This is a genomic window from Ligilactobacillus apodemi DSM 16634 = JCM 16172, from assembly GCF_001434405.1.
In the GTDB taxonomy this organism is placed as follows: domain Bacteria; phylum Bacillota; class Bacilli; order Lactobacillales; family Lactobacillaceae; genus Ligilactobacillus; species Ligilactobacillus apodemi.
In genome coordinates this window covers 17,996-35,102 of record NZ_AZFT01000043.1, presented here as the reverse complement: position 1 = coordinate 35,102, position 17,107 = coordinate 17,996, and the positions used below count along the sequence as shown (strand labels likewise).

The 17,107-nt window shown below is 38.6% G+C and carries 15 protein-coding genes; 12 read left to right on the top strand and 3 right to left on the bottom strand.

Going from position 1 to position 17,107, the window contains the following annotated elements; genetic code table 11:
- Nucleotides 1–35: 35 nt before the first annotated feature.
- Together FC32_RS03460 and FC32_RS03455 are read right to left on the bottom strand one after the other, a co-directional pair.
- The gene (locus FC32_RS03460; protein WP_025087543.1) at nt 36–2,918 is read right to left on the bottom strand and encodes a YfhO family protein; all 2,883 of its coding nucleotides are present in this window, start codon (nt 2,916–2,918) and stop codon (nt 36–38) included.
- A 52-nt stretch (nt 2,919–2,970) separates the two neighbouring features.
- Complete coding sequence (locus tag FC32_RS03455) at nt 2,971–3,426, bottom strand: flavodoxin (protein WP_025087544.1); 456 nt, start codon at nt 3,424–3,426, stop codon at nt 2,971–2,973.
- 427 nt (nt 3,427–3,853) lie between these two features.
- On the opposite strand from FC32_RS03455, the gene map reads away from it, so the two are divergent.
- The 4 genes from map (at nt 3,854) to FC32_RS03435 (ending at nt 7,335) form a co-directional block, all read left to right on the top strand.
- Complete coding sequence (map, locus tag FC32_RS03450) at nt 3,854–4,648, top strand: type I methionyl aminopeptidase (protein ID WP_025087545.1); 795 nt, start codon at nt 3,854–3,856, stop codon at nt 4,646–4,648.
- 188 nt (nt 4,649–4,836) lie between these two features.
- Nucleotides 4,837–5,709: a UTP--glucose-1-phosphate uridylyltransferase GalU gene (galU, locus tag FC32_RS03445; RefSeq protein WP_025087546.1), complete on the top strand. Its 873-nt coding sequence runs from the start codon at nt 4,837–4,839 to the stop codon at nt 5,707–5,709.
- Between the two features lie 80 nt (nt 5,710–5,789).
- Nucleotides 5,790–6,425 carry a LysM peptidoglycan-binding domain-containing protein gene (locus FC32_RS03440; RefSeq protein ID WP_025087547.1) on the top strand — a complete coding sequence of 212 codons (636 nt, stop codon included), beginning with the start codon at nt 5,790–5,792 and terminating at the stop codon, nt 6,423–6,425.
- Nucleotides 6,412–7,335 carry a YihY/virulence factor BrkB family protein gene (locus tag FC32_RS03435; protein WP_235804340.1) on the top strand — a complete coding sequence of 308 codons (924 nt, stop codon included), beginning with the start codon at nt 6,412–6,414 and terminating at the stop codon, nt 7,333–7,335. Before FC32_RS03440 ends, FC32_RS03435 begins: the two co-directional genes overlap by 14 nt.
- Nucleotides 7,336–7,380: 45 nt before the next feature.
- Here the strand turns inward: FC32_RS03435 and recX are convergent, their stop codons facing one another.
- Nucleotides 7,381–8,175 (bottom strand): recombination regulator RecX, encoded by a 795-nt coding sequence (gene recX, locus FC32_RS03430; protein WP_025087549.1) that lies wholly within the window; start codon nt 8,173–8,175, stop codon nt 7,381–7,383.
- 93 nt (nt 8,176–8,268) lie between these two features.
- On the opposite strand from recX, the gene rlmD reads away from it, so the two are divergent.
- The 8 genes from rlmD (at nt 8,269) to FC32_RS03390 (ending at nt 17,066) form a co-directional block, all read left to right on the top strand.
- Entirely contained in the window at nt 8,269–9,657 is a 1,389-nt protein-coding gene (gene rlmD / locus FC32_RS03425) for a 23S rRNA (uracil(1939)-C(5))-methyltransferase RlmD (protein WP_025087550.1), read from the top strand.
- A gap of 94 nt (nt 9,658–9,751) precedes the next feature.
- Entirely contained in the window at nt 9,752–10,369 is a 618-nt protein-coding gene (locus tag FC32_RS03420) for a GTP pyrophosphokinase (protein WP_035460036.1), read from the top strand.
- 12 nt (nt 10,370–10,381) lie between these two features.
- Nucleotides 10,382–11,047: a response regulator transcription factor gene (locus tag FC32_RS03415; RefSeq protein WP_025087551.1), complete on the top strand. Its 666-nt coding sequence runs from the start codon at nt 10,382–10,384 to the stop codon at nt 11,045–11,047.
- Nucleotides 11,048–11,058: 11 nt separating this feature from the next.
- Complete coding sequence (locus FC32_RS03410) at nt 11,059–12,291, top strand: sensor histidine kinase (protein WP_025087552.1); 1,233 nt, start codon at nt 11,059–11,061, stop codon at nt 12,289–12,291.
- 138 nt (nt 12,292–12,429) lie between these two features.
- On the top strand, nt 12,430–13,803 hold the full coding sequence (locus FC32_RS03405) for an MDR family MFS transporter (RefSeq protein ID WP_056957261.1): 1,374 nt from the start codon (nt 12,430–12,432) through the stop codon (nt 13,801–13,803).
- Nucleotides 13,804–13,943: 140 nt separating this feature from the next.
- On the top strand, nt 13,944–14,489 hold the full coding sequence (gene ntdP, locus FC32_RS03400; RefSeq protein ID WP_025087553.1) for a nucleoside tri-diphosphate phosphatase: 546 nt from the start codon (nt 13,944–13,946) through the stop codon (nt 14,487–14,489).
- A gap of 335 nt (nt 14,490–14,824) precedes the next feature.
- Entirely contained in the window at nt 14,825–15,949 is a 1,125-nt protein-coding gene (locus FC32_RS03395; RefSeq protein ID WP_025087554.1) for an AI-2E family transporter, read from the top strand.
- Nucleotides 15,950–16,037: 88 nt separating this feature from the next.
- Nucleotides 16,038–17,066, top strand: a complete 1,029-nt coding sequence (locus FC32_RS03390; protein ID WP_025087555.1) for an NAD(P)H-dependent glycerol-3-phosphate dehydrogenase — start codon at nt 16,038–16,040, stop codon at nt 17,064–17,066.
- Nucleotides 17,067–17,107: the final 41 nt, after the last annotated feature.

The window sequence follows — 17,107 nt, the reverse complement described above, 5'->3', positions numbered from 1 at the left end:
AGCTGCGTGTTTGCCTTTAAGGACAGGTAGGAAAACTACTTGTCCTTTTTATTTAGTTGCCGTTTTTTTAAATAAGTAAACATTACAACTACTAATAGTAGGATCAAGCCGCTAAGAGAAAGGAACGCACCAGTTTTGACGCCCGGGATGTGGTAAACAAATTTGATCTGATGTGATCCTTTGCTTAAACGGATCCCTACAAAACCTTGGTTCGTTTCGAGTACTTTTTGAGCTTTGCCATCAACATAGACTGTCCAACTGCTAGAATAAGGGATCGAAGACGTTAAGATCCCGTTTTTATTAACAGTGATCTGACCAGTCAAGCCGTTATTAATGAATTTTAGGTTTTGTAATGCATTTTTTTGTAAGGTGCTGACTTGCTTGTCATAAGTTGCGCCTAACTTTTCAACATAGATCTTGAGCTTGAATTGATAATTACCAAGTTTTGATGGCTCTAAAGTCAATGTTTGCGGGAGTTCTTTAAAGTATCCACTATTTAAAGTTCCACTTGTGACCGTCTTGTAAAATGACAGTGCATTTTGTTTTGGTTGGAAGAGCCTTTCAGAGCCTAAGCTAGAAGTTACGGTTAGACCAAAACTGCTATCGGGTGAACCTTGTAAGACGTGATAGCGGAAATATTTATAGCTTGTTAGCATCTTGTTTTGATCCAACAGTCCTTGGGTCAAATCAGTGCTAGCATTTTGACTTTCAAGCTTTAGTTGTTCCCTTAAAGTATATGGTGTGTATTTGATATTAGAAAATTCTAGGTGTAATTCACCTGCACCATATTGTTCTGGGTCTTGCAAGACGATTTTATAAGTTTCATCAGCATCTTGTTTATTTAAATCAGCGGGGTCAACGATATTTCCCCGACTAGAGACGATATAGTAAGGAACTTCGATCACTTCGTCAGTGGCTAAAGTTGCCTTAGTGTAGTCTTTAGCGGTCTGATCGTCAACGACCACGCTAGTTGCTAAGGCACGTTCACGTTGAGTAGCCGACATTTTCTTGGCTGCTGAACTTGAGATCACGCTTGTTTGGAAATAAACGAGCGGAAACGCATTACTTGTTTGATAAAGCTGCGTTTGTTGGTCTTTAGTAGTTTTACCATTGGGATCAACTTTTCTTTGTGATACTTGGGCTAAATCATAGCCGTAAGGGATCTTTTGGTCATTAGGTTGGTTGATTTGGGTAAATAAGTAACGCACACCTAAGAAGTTATTTAAAATAGTGCGATCAGAGACTTGCCCGAGTGGGATGTTGGCCTCGTATTGAGAATTTTGCATACTCTTTGAAAATTCACCGAGCGCTTTATTTTGGAGCGAATAATAAGAGTTGATCTGATAAAGTTTGCTGGCTAACAGGTTATAAAGATGATAGTCAGCGCCAAGATAATAATTCTTACTGATCGTTGAAACACGATAAAAATCGGTATTAGGATCAGGTAGATTTTGATCGAGATTAGCAAAACGATTTTTTTTGAGATTTTCGTAAGAATTTAATGGCAACATTTCATCAGCATAGCCCCCATTATATGGAGCTTCAAAGTAAACCGCATTTAAGCAGACATTTAAAATGATCGCTAAAAAGAGCAAGTGTCGTGGCAATTTAGCTGCGACTCGAGTGTTTAAGGCGATCAAACTTCCCCAGAAAATAAATAAAAAGATCACAGGGATAAAGACCTTCTCGTCATTTTCAAAGAAATAAGTTAAACAAATATATGCAACGTAAGCAAACAGAGAAAACGAAAAGATTTTTAAGGTTTTTTCTGAAAGCTGGCGAGCATGTTTTAGCAAAATACAAACAGCCAGTGAGACTGGAAGGCAACTTAGTAAAGTCCAGCGGTTTGAAGGAGACATCATGCCGTTAAAGAAAGCACCGAAAAAGGGTAACAATAGCATGACAAAACTAATGATAAAACTTAAACAAAGTAGCGGATATTTTTTGCGTTGTTGGATGATATAGACGATCGCAAAAAAGACGATGCTAGCAAAACCTAAGGCGCTCCAAAAATAAAAATCACGGTTACCACCATTGATCAATTGGCTTGGTAGGGCCAAATAATAATATGGTGGATAAAAAGTCAATCCGTTAGCAAAGACGCCCCCAGTCCGCGTAGAATTTTTGACGGCTAAGATCTCAGGGAGCAACATGATGCTGGCACATAACAAGCTGATCACTGCGGCAAAAACTAAGTTAAAAAAGACTAAGGCGCCTTCTTTAAAAGAAGCATAGCGTTTTTTATAGTATAAAAAGAAACGTAATGCCACATAGATCATGGCCCCGATCCCTAAGACATAAGCAAAGTAAAAACTACTGATCAACATCCAGCTAAAAACTAAGATCAATGGCAAGATGGAACGCTTTTGGAAAACACGTTCAAGTGCAACGATGATCAGTGGAAACAAAATGAATGGGGTCGTGAAAAATGGTTGGGCAACATTTGAGTAAAGCAAAAAAGCATTAAACAAATATACCATTGCACCACCGACGATCGTAAAACGATCAAAGTCAAAATGCTTGGCTAAAAAGCAAAAAGAAAGTCCAGCACAGTAAAGGCGTAAAACGATCGTTAATTGATACGCTAACGCCACTTTAGAAGCGGGAAAAAGAAGTGCTAAGTAGGCGAACACATCACCGATCGTATAATATGAATACACTTGAAATGTGTCGCTGCCAAGCCCAAAATGCCAAGACCATTGAGCCAGTCCAGCACTAGGATTTTTCAAAAAATCAAGCAAGAAACTACGATATTGTTCGAGTAATGGTAAATGTTGATTGGCTCCGTCTAGATGCCAGATCAACGAATGGCCTGTGAGTAAATATGTTCCATAAACAAAAATGGCAACAGTGATAAAGGCCAAAGTATATGTTAGATAAAGATGAGTAATCTTTCTTTTATTGAATGAAAAATTCACGATCTTGTCCTCATTTCAGATGAATAGTTATCTATATCTAATACATGAAAAATTAATTAGCTTGGACTTTTTGAGCTAACTTTTTAGCGAATTCATCTAGTCGTGCGATATCTTCATCGCTATCTGGTGCCAGATTGATTTTTACATTATCTGCACCTTTAGTAGCACCCGCTTTAGCTAAAGCTTGGTCGAATTTATCGATCGCTAGACCATAATACTCACCATAAAATGTGTCGCCAGAACCAGCAACGCCATAAATCTTGCCACTTAAATCAGTTTCAGCTAGTTCTTCAAAGAAATCGAGCCCTTCATCGGGAAGTGAACCTTCATCGTAAGTATAAGGGCATACGACGCAAAGATCGACTTCTTCAAATTCAGTTGGATCAGCTTGTGAGATTTCTTCAGTTTCGACTTCTAGTCCTTCACTTTCTAATGTTTGGGCGATGATATCAGCAATATCTTCGTTGTTGCCAGTGATCGTGGCAAAAATAACTTTAGCTGTAGCCATAATTAATTCCTTCTTTCAACATGTTTATTACATCAACCATTATACCAAAAATGCCACATATTATTAGTATGAAGCAAATAAGATATTTGTGAAGAAAAGATGATGACGATTTTGGTAACACTCAAAGGCAAGTATCAGGGGGCATAAATGTGATTTTAACGCGATTTTTGCCTAGGTTAGGAATGTGTTATAATTAAAAAAGTCAAATATTAAGTGTAAATACTCAACTGTTAACAAAAGCATTACTAATTTTTTGTCAGTAGTGATCTAAGTTGTTCATAGAAAATGTGGAATGTGAAATGGAGATACTTAGGAAAATGCTAACGGTAAGAGGTCAGAAACAAAATCAAGAAAGGATAGGCTGTATTTCTTTCTCAAGGGTAGTTGAGAGATCCTTGTTCACATTTGATACGGCGGTCGAGCAAAGATGATAACATTAAAATCACCACGTGAAGTAGAAGAAATGGCAAAGTCAGGTGCGATCCTTGCTGGGATGCATGTTGGACTTAGAGAGATCATTAAACCGGGGATCTCAAGTTGGGATATTGAAGAATTTGCCCGGAAATATTTTAAAGAACACGGTGCGGTTGCTGCTCAAATTGGCTTTGAAGGCTATGAGTATGCTACTTGTGTCAGTGTTAATGATGAGATCTGTCATGGCTTTCCCCGAAAAAAATTGATTTTAAAAGAAGGCGATCTCGTAAAAGTCGATACGGTTGTTGATTATCACGGTGCTTTTAGTGATTCTTGCTGGAGTTATGTGGTTGGTAAGGCCTCTCCTGAAGTTGAACGTTTGATGGAAGTTACTAAAAAAGCTCTATATTTAGGGATCGATCAAGCTAAAGTCGGAAATCGCATCGGTGACATTGGCGCAGTTATTCAAAAATATGTCGAAGATGAAAATGGTTACGGTGATGTTCGCGAATTTATTGGGCATGGTATTGGACCAACAATGCATGAAAGTCCTAACGTGCCACATTATGGTGAAGCTGGCAAGGGTGTCCGTTTGCGTGAAGGGATGACGATCACGATCGAACCAATGGTGACTACAGGTGATTGGCGTGCAGATATGAGCGATCCTAATGGCTGGGTCGCACGTACTGTTGATGGTAGTTTATGTTGCCAATATGAACACACGATCGTGATCACTAAAGATGGTCCTAAGATCTTAACTTCCCAAGATCCTGATATTGATGCTAAATATTTATATAAAAATAATTAATACTTTAATCCATTGTAGTAACGGCATTGTCACGGGATCTTGGCACGAAAGTTTAGTTGTTACGCAGTACAATAAGATCACTATAACTTGTAAATAATACGAGTACTGGTATAATGAATATGGAATACTCAAGTGTTACTATTACTACTAGGAGTAGTAACTTAGAAATCTCAAAAGGGGTATAGCAAATGAAAGTAAGAAAAGCCGTTATTCCTGCCGCAGGGTTGGGAACACGTTTCTTGCCTGCAACAAAGGCTTTGGCAAAAGAAATGTTGCCAATTATTGATAAACCAACAATTCAATACATTGTTGAAGAAGCTAAAAAATCTGGAATCGAAGATATCTTAGTTGTTACCGGTAAAGGTAAGCGTCCGATCGAAGACCACTTTGACTCTGTTCCAGAACTTGAACAAAACTTAAAAGAAAAAGGCAAGACGGAATTATTACGTCTAGTTGAACAAACAACAGATATCAACCTTTATTTCATTCGTCAATCACATCCACGTGGTTTAGGGGATGCCGTATTGATGGCGAAAGACTTTGTTGGTAACGAACCATTTGTTGTTATGCTTGGCGATGATATTATGGAAGATAAAGTTCCTTTGACTAAGCAATTGATGAATCGTTACGATGAAACCCATGCTTCAACTTTAGCTGTTATGAAGGTTCCACATGATGAAGTTAACAAGTATGGTGTGATCGACCCAACAGCTGAAACAAAGCCAGGATTGTACGATGTTAAAAAATTTGTTGAAAAACCAGCTGTTGATAAAGCTCCATCTGATTTGGCAATCATTGGTCGTTACTTATTAACACCTGAGATCTTTACAATGCTTGAAACACAAGAACCAGGTGCAGGTAATGAAATCCAATTGACTGACGCGATCGATCGTTTGAATAAGATCCAACGTGTCTTTGCCCATGAATTTAAGGGGCAACGTTACGATGTTGGTTATAAATTTGGTTATCTTAAGACTTCGATTCAATTCGGGTTACGTCACCCAGAAGTACAAGGCGAGTTGAAAGAATACATTAAAGAGTTAGGTAAAACGCTTAAATAATGATCACGAAAGCTGGGTATTTGCCCCGGCTTTTTTAGCTTTAGCAATTATCTATAAATATGAAGGGAAAGAAAGTAAATATGACACGTTCGCGACACACGAGCAAACGCAAACTTACAAAACTTCAAGCTCGTTTCTTAAAAATAGGCCTAGCAGTGATCGCAATTTTATTATTGTGCATTGTCGCTGTTAGAAATGAGCGAGTTCAAGGGCGTTTGATCAGTAGTTTTGGTGATAATCAAAAATTACAAAAACAAGAGTATGAACGTCAAAAAGCAATTGCCACTAGCAAATATGGCAGTACTAGCACAACTGCCAGTTCATCAACTAAGGAAAGTGAAAAAGCGGCTGAGTCTGATGATTCGACCACGAAAGCTCCTTCGAGCCAGGAAAATTCTGCTAAATCAAGTTCGTCGACTAAGAAAAAAGCAACTGATAGCGGAAATTATACGACCTATACGGTGCGTTCGGGGGATTACTTATCAACGATCGCAGCCAAATATAATACAACGGTCCAAGAATTGATGGAATTAAACGATCTTTCAAGTAGCAGTGTTAATGCTGGCGAAGTCTTGAAAGTTCCAGCAACTACAAGCACGACAAGCTCAGCAACGGACACAGCAACTTCAAGTACAGCAACACAAAATACACAAACTCAAAGTAGTCAAACAACCCAATCCGCAACTAATACTTATCAAGATGATGATGAATATTAATATTAAGGAAAAAATACAAGCATTACAAACTTTCTATAAAATTGCTAGCAAAAATTTTAAGCGGGCTAATGTCAGTGGAGCTGCCATTGTGATCGCTTATTATACCTTAGTTGCTATTTTTCCGATGGTTATTTTTATTGGCAATATCTTGCCGCTATTTCATTTAGATTCTAGTGCAATTTTGCCATATTTAAAAATTGCCGTTCCGGTTTCTGTTTATGGTACTTTAGAGCCTCTACTCAAGAATTTTTTAGATGCAGGTTCATCTAGTGGGGCTGCTTCGATCAGTGGGCTGTTGACTTTATGGGCAGCTAGTCGCGGGATCAATGCGTTAAAAAAAGCATTTAATGAAACTTTTGGTGTTGGTGTCGATCAAGGAATGTTTACCCAACGGATTTTGTCATTTTTAATTACGATTTTTATCGGAGTATTATTAGTCGTATTTTTCTTTATTTATAGTTTTGGGCAACAGATCCTTGAATATATCACGCCAATTTTTAACTTACCGCTTGATTGGTTGACTACGTTTATGCAGTTAAAGTGGCCGACCACAATAATTGGAATTTTTAGTATCATGTGTGTGTTGTATCTCTTAGTTCCAAATGCAAAGATCCACTTTAAATTTCTGTGGCCAGGGGCATTATTTGCCACCTTTGGCTGGATGATCTTGACTCAAGGTTTTAGTTACTATGTGCGCTATTTTGCTCATTCAGTGATGAGTTATGGCGCCTTAGGGACATTTATCGTGTTATTATTTTGGATGAATTACAGTTCGTTAGTGATCATGATCGGAGCTGTGATCAACGCCAGTTTGGAAGAACAAGAATTTGGTAAGATCAGGACTAAACGGTCATTAGATCATTTCAATGATAGTTCGGTCAAACGTATTTTTAAACGGAAAAATAAGTAAAGTAAATAGCTCCTGTTTCGTTCAAAGGGAAACAGGAGCTATTGTTTATTCGGCTAGTTCTTGGAGATAACTTTCGATTTCGGTCAAAGAAAAACCTTTACGATATAAAGCTTGTTTTAGCTTAAAAGAGCGTTCTGGTTCGTCAAAGCGTTGATAACGACGCCAAATTTTTTGCGCTTGTTTTTTTAGTGCTTCAGCTTGTTGGTCTTCGTCTTTTGTTAGTTGTAGTTCATCCATAACTAAACTGATAACTTCACTTGAAAAACCTTTAGTGGCCAGACGTTGTTGTAATTTAGTCTTCAATGCTTGAAATGAAATACTTGAATTTTTAGCCACGAATTTTTGCGCAATTTTCACGGCGTTTTGGACTTGTTGTTCGAGGCTAAATTCGGTTAGAGCCTCTGTGATCAACGCTTGTGAAACGCCTTTTTGTTTCAATTTTTGGGTGATCACAAAAGGACCTTTATCAGTCGTATTAGCACTAGTCCGAACATAGCTTTTAGCGTAAGCAAGATCATCAAGTAAGTTTAATTCGTGTAATTTAGCAATAATATCGGCAATATCATCGGCTGGAGTAGCTAATTTTTTCAAATAAGTGCTGATTTCTTTTTCAGTACGCAACTGATAGCTCAAATAATCAAGGGCTTTATTATAAGCCTTAGCCTGCAGATCAGCTTGTTTTAGTGCGGTGATCAAGTCTTCAGTGAGTTCCATTCCTTTAGTCAACCGATACTTGATCAAAACATTTTCACTGACTGGAAATGCATATTGACCATCAAGAAAGATATTAAAGCGTCCAGGCTTTTTTTGTGCTGCAATGGATGTGATCTTTTTGACCATTATTCCCATCCTTTCACAAGATTAGTTACTACTATCTTAGACTGTATATGGTATAATTTCAAAGATAAAATTTAATGGAGGTAGAAGTTTCAAGTGAAGCAAGTAAAAAGACAACCATCAACTGGAGTTCAGTTAAAAAAGGGCCAAAAGATCGTAGTGACGATCAAGCGTTTAGGGATCAATGGTGAAGGAATCGGCTATTACAAGCGAAAGATCGTCTTTATTCCTAAAACCTTGCCCGGTGAAGTAGTACTTGCTCAAATAACTGAAGCTAAAACTAAATATGCTAAGGCTCGCTTGCTTAAAGTTAAACAAGCTAGTGAAAAAAGGGTCACTCCGATCGACAAGTACGATGTTGGGGGAATCGAATTAGAGCATTTAGCATATGATGCGCAACTAGAATTTAAGCGCGATGTGATTGCTCAAGCCTTAGAAAAGTTCAAACCTAAAGGCTATAAAAATTACGAATTACGCCCGACTTTGGGGATAGCTGAGCCGTATCATTATCGTAATAAGGCACAATTTCAAGTGCGTAAAACAAAAGAGGGCAAAGTTATGGCAGGCTTGTATAAAGAAAATAGCCATCAATTAGTCGACTTGCCGACTTTTGCGACCCAACGTGACTTGACGATGCAAATCATACGTGAGCTTTGTTCACTGTTAGAAAAATGGCAAGTTTCAATTTACGATGAAAGAAAAAATCAAGGGTCGCTAAAAACGATCGTCGTACGTGAAGCATTTGCGACGGGCGAAGTTCAGCTTGTTTTTGTGACCAATACTTTGCAATTACCGCATAAAAACGAAGTAATTGCAGAAATTTTGCAAAAATTCCCGGCAATTGTTTCCGTGATGCAAAATATCAATCCTGGGAGAACATCACTTGTTTGGGGCAAAGAAACGCAATTATTGGCGGGTAAAGAAAGTATTACTGAAAAAATCGGTGATGTTTGGTTTGACTTATCTGCTCGGGCATTTTTCCAAATGAATCCTAAACAGACCGAAGTTTTATACGATGAAGTGAAAAAAGCTTTAGCCTTATCGGAATCTGAAACGCTGGTCGATGCTTATTGTGGTGTGGGAACAATCGGGTTATATGTGGGGAAAAATGCCCAAGAGATCCGTGGCATGGATATTATTGCTGAGTCGATCAGTGATGCGCAAAAAAATGCCCAAAAAGCGCAAAGAAAGGCGCATTATGAGACTGGAAAAGCTGAAGAGCTGTTGCCTAAATGGATCAAAGCAGGGTTTAGCTTTGATGCTTTAGTGGTCGATCCACCGCGGACAGGGCTAGATGATGCTTTGATCGCAACGATCTTAAAGTATCGACCAGAAAAATTTGTTTACGTTTCTTGCAACCCCTCAACGTTAGCACGTGATCTGGTGAAATTGACTGCTGCTTATGATGTTTCCTATATTCAATCGGTCGACATGTTTCCACAAACGGCACGAGCGGAAGCGGTAGTGAAGCTACAAAGAAAATAACTTTGTGCTGATAACAGGTTTTTACTTTTTTTTAAAAAAAATTTGTTATGCTAGTAAATCATTAGTATTAAAAAAACAAAAGTGGGTGTCACTGATGGAACAGACCGAAGTATATGGTGATTATGCACAGTATTTACCATTGATCTTAGAAGATTTTACTAAAGAGATCGTTTCAGCCAATAAAACAGTAAAAGAAAAAACTGGCTTTAAAATGTATGAACATTTGATTGCCCGCATTAAAGCGCCTGATTCGATGGCAGAAAAATGTCAGCGGAAAAATCTGCCCCTGACACCAAAATCTGCCTTGGATGATATTCATGATAGCATTGGGATCCGGATCGTCTGTGGTTTTGTTGATGATGTTTATCAAACGATCGCGCAGATCAAGGCTTTACCACAAGTTACGATCTATAATGAAAAAGACTACATTACCAATGCTAAACCAAATGGATATCGTTCGTATCATTTGATTTTAAAATTACAAACACCATATCCCGATATTTTAGGTAACGAGCACGGTTCATATTTTGTTGAAGTCCAATTACGCACGATCGCAATGGATTCTTGGGCCAGCCTTGAACATGAGATGAAATATAAACATGAAGTCAAAAATCCCGAGATGATCACACAGGAATTGAAGCGTTGTGCTGATGAGCTGGCATCGTGTGATCTTACGATGCAAACGATCCGCAATTTGATCCAAGATAAGTAAGGAAGTGAGTAGATGAGAGTGCTACTAGCTGAAGACGAAGTACAAATGTCACAAGTTTTAGTAACCGCAATGACACATCAAAATTACGAAATAACAGCTGTGTATGATGGCGAACAAGCCGTTAGCGCAGCTAGTAAAGATCCATATGATGTCATTATTTTAGATATCATGATGCCTAAAAAAGATGGTTTAGAAGCGCTAAAAGAAATTCGCGCTGCTGGAAATCGGGCTCATATCATTATGCTAACAGCGATGGCAGAAATCGATGACCGCGTGACAGGTCTTGATCTAGGAGCCGATGATTACTTAACTAAACCATTTTCGCTCAAAGAATTGTTAGCACGTTTACGCTCAATGGAACGAAGAGCCGATAGTACTTTTACGCCCAATGTTTTAGCGTATGGCTCGGTGAAACTAAATGTGTCAGAACAAGAAATAGTTGCGAAAAACTCGATCCGTCTTTCGGGTAAAGAAACAAAATTAATGGAATATTTGCTGTTAAATACGGATAAAGAATTAACGACAGATAACATTTTCCAACACATTTGGGAAGACGATGACGATAAAAATATTGTTTGGGTCTATGTTTCTTATCTGAGACAAAAACTTCAAGCAATCAATGCTGATATTCAGATCACTGGCGAAAAAGATGGGATCTTTAAACTGACAATGATTTAGGAGGGATGGAGATGTTTAAAAAACTTAGACTCCGTTTCTTGCTGATCGCTGCCGGGGCGATTTTGTTGATTTTGGCATCAACGCTAGGGATCATCAATTCGGCGCGCTACTTTCAAACACAACAACAAATCACGCGTGTTTTGACCGTTCTTTCGGCTAATAACGGGCGTTTCCCCAGTTTAGAAAAAACGTCAAAAGACTTAGGTAATAAACTTTCAGATGACGACTTACGAAGTTTTCGTTACTATAGTGCGACCGTTGATGCTCAGACTAAAGATATTCAGCTCAATACTGAAAATGTAGCCAATATCACTGACAAAGAAGCGATTGCTCGAATTCGAAAAATTGTTAAATCAGGTAAAAAACAAGGAGCATTTAGTGAAGGAAGAAGTCAATATTCATATTTAGTTACGAAAAATAAAGCAGGCAATAAAGTGATCGTTGTCTTGGATGTGACGGCATACCAACAATCATTCCAAGATCTCTTGAGTATCTCGGTAATGTTGGCGATTCTGGGATTTATCTTTTTTATGGCGATCGTTGTCGGGTTATCAAGTTTAATGATCAAACCCTTTGTTGAAAACTACGAAAAGCAACGGCGTTTTATTACGAATGCAGGCCATGAACTAAAGACCCCCTTAGCGATCATTGCCGCCAATAATGAATTGATCGAAATGGTGGCTGGTGAATCAGAATGGACTAAAAGCACCGATGATCAAGTAAAAAGATTGACTAAATTGATCGACCGTCTAGTTAGCCTAGCTCGGTTAGAAGAACAACCCGATATGGTGTTAAAAGAAGTTGATTTTTCAGCGATCACACAAGATGCAGCGGCTGATTTTAAGAGTGTGATCGTAAAAGACGGTAAGACATTAGAACTCGATATTCAACCCGATATCAGCGTTAAAGCAGAAGAAAAAGCACTGTTTGAAATGGTCTCGATCTTGACTGATAATGCCAATAAATACTGTGATCAAAATGGAACTGTCAAAGTTCAATTAGATACAGTCGGGCATACCCGAAAACGTGGACGCTTGCAGATCTCTAATACTTATGCTGCCGGTGAAGATGTAGACTATAGTCGCTTTTTTGAACGTTTTTATCGTGAAGATGAATCACATAATAGCCAAAAGAAGGGCTATGGGATCGGATTATCGATGGCGCAAAGTATCGTTAAGGCTTTTAAAGGGCAAATCAATATTAGTTACAAAAATAAGGTAATAACTTTTACAGTTATTATTTAATCAAAAGCCGTTCTTTAGAAATAAAGAACGGCTTTTTTAGTTAAAAATCCAACATTTTAAGCGAAAGATGTTGTGTGAGCAGCTAAAAAATTTTTCTATAATAATGAAATAAGTTAAAGAAGAAGGGAATTATGCTAAATGCTCACTAATAAAAAAAGAACACTGATCTTTCTTTGTTTGGTCATCAGTTGTATTGCGACTTCGATGTTGGCAACTGCTTTAACGACGGCGTTACCGCTGATCATCAAAGATTTAGCGATCACAACTTCAATCGGACAATGGCTGACAAGTGGTTATTCATTAGCGATGGGGATCGCAATGCCACTGTCAGCATTTTTAATCACTCGTTTCCCTACGAAGAAATTGTATTTATCGGCTTTGGGGATCTTTCTTATCGGGACAGTAATCGCCATTTTTGCGCCTAATTTTCCAATTTTGATGGTTGCTCGCGTTTTTCAAGCAATCGGAAATGGAATCTTGACTTCAATGGCGCAAGTTATTTTACTTTCGATCTATCCCAAAGAAAAATTAGGGACTGTCATGGGCTGGTATGGATTATCTGTTACCGCTGCTCCAGTTATTGCACCTACTTTAGCGGGAGTCGTAGTTGATGCTTACGGCTGGCGAGCTATTTTTGTCGGGATCTTAGCCATTGTGGCTCTTTCGTTTATTGTTTCAAGTTTTGTGTTTGCAGATGTCTTGGAAACAACTAAAAAACAATTTGACGTGTTATCCTTTGCAATTTCGGCGTTAGCCTTTGGGGGGATCACGTTAGGTTTAGGTAATTTAGGGGTAAGCCCATTTATGAGTTTTACAGTTTTAGGTTGTTTAGCTATCGGGGTGATCGCAGGAATCTTCTTTGTTTACCGGCAATTGCGTTTAACAGAACCATTCTTAGACGTCCGTGTGTTTTCTGAACGGACATTTACGCTCAGTGTTATTGGCAGTATGTTGATGTACATGGTCATGATGGGTTCGTCGGTGATCATGCCAATCTATATCCAATCATATTTAGGTTATTCGGCTTTAGTATCAGGTTTAGTCGTTTTACCAGGTTCATTAGCGATGGCGTTAGTTTCACCCCTTGCAGGACGCATGTATGACCAATTAGGCATGAAAAAACTGTTTATTGTTGGTAGTTTGCTGTTGGCTTTGAGTAGTGGTTTGATGTTTTTTGTTCAAGCTCAAACAGGCTTATGGGCACCAGTCATTTTGAATTTGTTCCGTAGTGTAGCAATCGGGTGCTTAATGATGCCATTTGTAACTTGGGGCACAAGTGGTTTGACACCAAAACAAACCGCACATGGGACCGCTTTGTTGACTTCATTGCGGACAATTGCTGGTGCGATCGGTTCGGCGGTCTTTGTCAGTGTAATGAGCGTGGCAAGTCAAGCTAGTCAGTTGACGGGCGTAAATGCTAACATGTTTGGCTTGCATATAGCTTTTATTTCGATGGCAGTGATTGCAATCATCCTAGTTTTATTAGGGGTTAAAGGTGTGACTGAAAAATAAATAAGGTCGCTAAAATTTGATTGATAAATTTTACTGTAAATCTGTGAATATCTTTGCATAGGCAATTAGTTTAATCTTTGGTATAATTGAAATGATATTGGTGTAACTACACCCGTGTTCATAGAAAGCAGGAAAGTTATATGCGTCATTCAAATGGGCCAAAGGAAGGCGAGTTTATTACGATCAAGAGTTATAAACACGATGGTAGCTTACATCGGACATGGCGCGATACAATGGTTCTTAAGACAAGTGAAAACGCCTTGATCGGCTGTAACGATCATACATTGGTCACAGAAGCTGATGGCAGACGTTGGGTCACGCGTGAACCTGCACTTGTTTACTTTCATAAGCACTATTGGTTTAATATTGTGACGATGATTCGCGATAATGGTGTTTCATATTATTGCAATTTGGCGTCACCAGTAGTTTTAGATAAAGAAGCACTGAAATATATAGATTACGATTTAGATGTTAAGGTTTTTCCAAATGGTGAAAAAAGATTGCTTGACGTAGATGAATATGAAGAGCACAGCGCCAGGTGGAAATATCCTGCTAAAACTGATTTGATCTTGAAACATAATGTCAAGACATTAGTCGATTGGATCGAACATGGTAAAGGACCATTCTCTAAAGAATATGTTGAGATCTGGTATAATCGCTATCTTGAATTATCGCGCCAACAGTAAGTGCCTGTTTATAACCATGTGGGTTGCGGATTCGTTCGCAACCTTTTTTAATATCTTTGGTCAAAGACACGGTTGTAGCAAACCGCTAAGTAGCCTAGGATAACTTAGGGTAAAGTATCATAGTTGAAATGGGGGAATGAGCAACCAACATCAAAAGAATAGTAGTAAACATTCATGAAAAGATAAAATGTGGCGTGAATATTAAATTTGATGTAGTAAAAAATACTATTATACTGTGTAGCAAGTGAATTTAAGAAAGGAAACACTATATTTCTTTTTAGTTATGCCTTATGTTTTGAATGCGCATGATTCCACATTTAATATAGCAGGAAATGATGTTTGATAAAAAAAGACGTTCTCGTTTGATGTATTGGACGATCGAGCTGTTATTGGTCGCTACGTTAATTTTTGTTTGTACTCAGATCGGTTTTGTGTTTAAACCGATCGGGATCTTTGTTTCAACTTTATTTGCTCCTGTTTTGATCGCGGGTTTTTTATTTTATGCGTTAAATCCGTTAGTCAATCTTTTGACCAAGATCCACTATAAACGTTTTCGGATCGGACGAACTTTGGCAGTGACGATCGTATTTGTTTTATTGATTGGTTTGATCGGTCTATCGGTCTCATATTTAGTTCCACGTGTGACTTATCAGGTTGAACAATTGGTTTTAAAGACGCCAGCATATTTAAAAGAAGTGCAAGTCTATTTAACGGATCTTGCCAAAGATGCTAAGCCACCTTCTTGGGCCGAAAATATTGATTTTTCAAAATATATCAAAAATATTGAAAATTCATTAAACGGGATCCTCAAGGGCTTTATGGGTTCGTTTACTTCGGGGATCGGGTCAATGGTCGGTGCGATCACAAGTATCACGGTGACGATCATTACTGTTCCGTTTGTGCTCTTTTATATGTTAAAAGATGGGCCTAAGCTTTTACCAACGATCAAAAAGATGTTGCCTGAAAGTCGCGCTGAAGTGATCGGGGATCTTTTGACTAAGATGAGTGACACGATCGCTAAGTATATCTCTGGCCAAGTGATCGAATGTCTTTTTGTCGGGACATTTTCGGCGATCGGTTATGGGTTAGTCGGAATCCCTTACGCACTTTTGATCGGGATCTTTGCGGGGATCACCAATATTATTCCTTATATTGGACCTTATATTGGGTTGATCCCAGCGATCTTTGTGGCCTTTTCAATGTCTTTTAAAACGGTTGTGCTCGTTATTATTGTCTGCATCGTGGTACAACAAATTGATGGGAATCTAGTTTATCCTAATGTGATCGGAAAATCTTTGAATATTCATCCGTTGACGATCATCATGATTTTATTAGCAGCGGGAAATATTGCGGGCTTGTTAGGGATGATCTTAGCGATCCCACTTTATGCGGTCACAAAGGTTGTAATAATTTATATTTATGACATTATCCAACTTGAAAAAGAGAACCAACAAAAGTAGCCGATTCTGTGTTTAAGTTGCGAGAGTAAAAAAATTGTGTTATTTTGAAATTGTATTGAAAATATCTTATAAGTAGGGATGTATAGTTATGACAGAAAAAATAGCAGTGTTGGGTGCAGGTTCGTGGGGGAGTACCCTTGCGAGCGTTTTGATCGAAAATGGGCATGATGTTACGCTTTACACAAATGTTGAGAAACAGGCTGCTGAGCTTAATGAAAAGCACACTAATGAACAATATATGCCTGGTTTTAAGTATTCAGAAAAACTACGGGCAACGACTGATTTAGCAGAAGCCGTGGCTGACGCAGATGAAGTTTTGTTCGTTGTTCCCACAAGTGTTACGCGCGTGGTAGCTAAGCAATTAAAAGAAGTTTTGGCTAAGCTTAATCGTCGCCCTTTGGTGATCCATGCAAGTAAAGGACTTGAAATTGGAACACATAAACGGATTTCCCAAATTCTGCAAGAAGAATTAACAGATCGCTACTGTTCAGGAATCGTTGTATTATCTGGTCCAAGTCATGCAGAAGAAGTGGCACGCCACGATATTACATTGATCACAGCAGCAAGTGCTGATATCAAAGCTGCTGAAAAAGTTCAAGATATGTTTACAAATGATTATTTACGGATCTATACTAACGATGATATCGTTGGGGTGGAAACTGGGGCTGCGTTTAAGAACGTGATCGCGATCGGAGCTGGTATTTTACATGGTTTAGGTTACGGTGATGATGCTAAGGCAGCCTTGATGACACGTGGGTTAGCTGAAGTTGCACGCTTAGGGATGGCTTTTGGCGCTAGTCCACTGACATTTATGGGTCTTTCCGGGGTCGGAGATTTGATCGTTACTTGTACCTCAGTTCACTCCAGAAACTGGCGTTGTGGTGAACAATTGGGTCAAGGTAAACCATTAGATCAAGTTATTGAAGATATGGGGATGGTGATCGAAGGGATCAATACTGCCAAGGCAGCTTATGACCTTTCACGCGATGAACATATTGAAATGCCGATCACCAAGGCCATTTACAATGTATTGTATAATAATGCTGATATTAAAGAAGAAATTGGCGGGTTAATGACACGCGACAGTAAATCTGAAGTTATCGGCAAGCGTAAATAAAAATAAAGAGGTTGGGCGACTTAGGCCCAGCCTCTTTTTAA

Coding starts and splice junctions, on each gene's coding strand:
- FC32_RS03455 (WP_025087544.1), bottom strand. CDS start 3,426: ATGGCTACAGCTAAAGTTATTTTTGCCACGATCACTGGCAACAACGAA.
- map (WP_025087545.1), top strand. CDS start 3,854: ATGATAACATTAAAATCACCACGTGAAGTAGAAGAAATGGCAAAGTCA.
- galU (WP_025087546.1), top strand. CDS start 4,837: ATGAAAGTAAGAAAAGCCGTTATTCCTGCCGCAGGGTTGGGAACACGT.
- FC32_RS03440 (WP_025087547.1), top strand. CDS start 5,790: ATGACACGTTCGCGACACACGAGCAAACGCAAACTTACAAAACTTCAA.
- FC32_RS03435 (WP_235804340.1), top strand. CDS start 6,412: ATGATGAATATTAATATTAAGGAAAAAATACAAGCATTACAAACTTTC.
- recX (WP_025087549.1), bottom strand. CDS start 8,175: ATGGTCAAAAAGATCACATCCATTGCAGCACAAAAAAAGCCTGGACGC.
- FC32_RS03420 (WP_035460036.1), top strand. CDS start 9,752: ATGGAACAGACCGAAGTATATGGTGATTATGCACAGTATTTACCATTG.
- FC32_RS03415 (WP_025087551.1), top strand. CDS start 10,382: ATGAGAGTGCTACTAGCTGAAGACGAAGTACAAATGTCACAAGTTTTA.
- FC32_RS03410 (WP_025087552.1), top strand. CDS start 11,059: ATGTTTAAAAAACTTAGACTCCGTTTCTTGCTGATCGCTGCCGGGGCG.
- FC32_RS03405 (WP_056957261.1), top strand. CDS start 12,430: ATGCTCACTAATAAAAAAAGAACACTGATCTTTCTTTGTTTGGTCATC.
- ntdP (WP_025087553.1), top strand. CDS start 13,944: ATGCGTCATTCAAATGGGCCAAAGGAAGGCGAGTTTATTACGATCAAG.
- FC32_RS03395 (WP_025087554.1), top strand. CDS start 14,825: ATGTTTGATAAAAAAAGACGTTCTCGTTTGATGTATTGGACGATCGAG.
- FC32_RS03390 (WP_025087555.1), top strand. CDS start 16,038: ATGACAGAAAAAATAGCAGTGTTGGGTGCAGGTTCGTGGGGGAGTACC.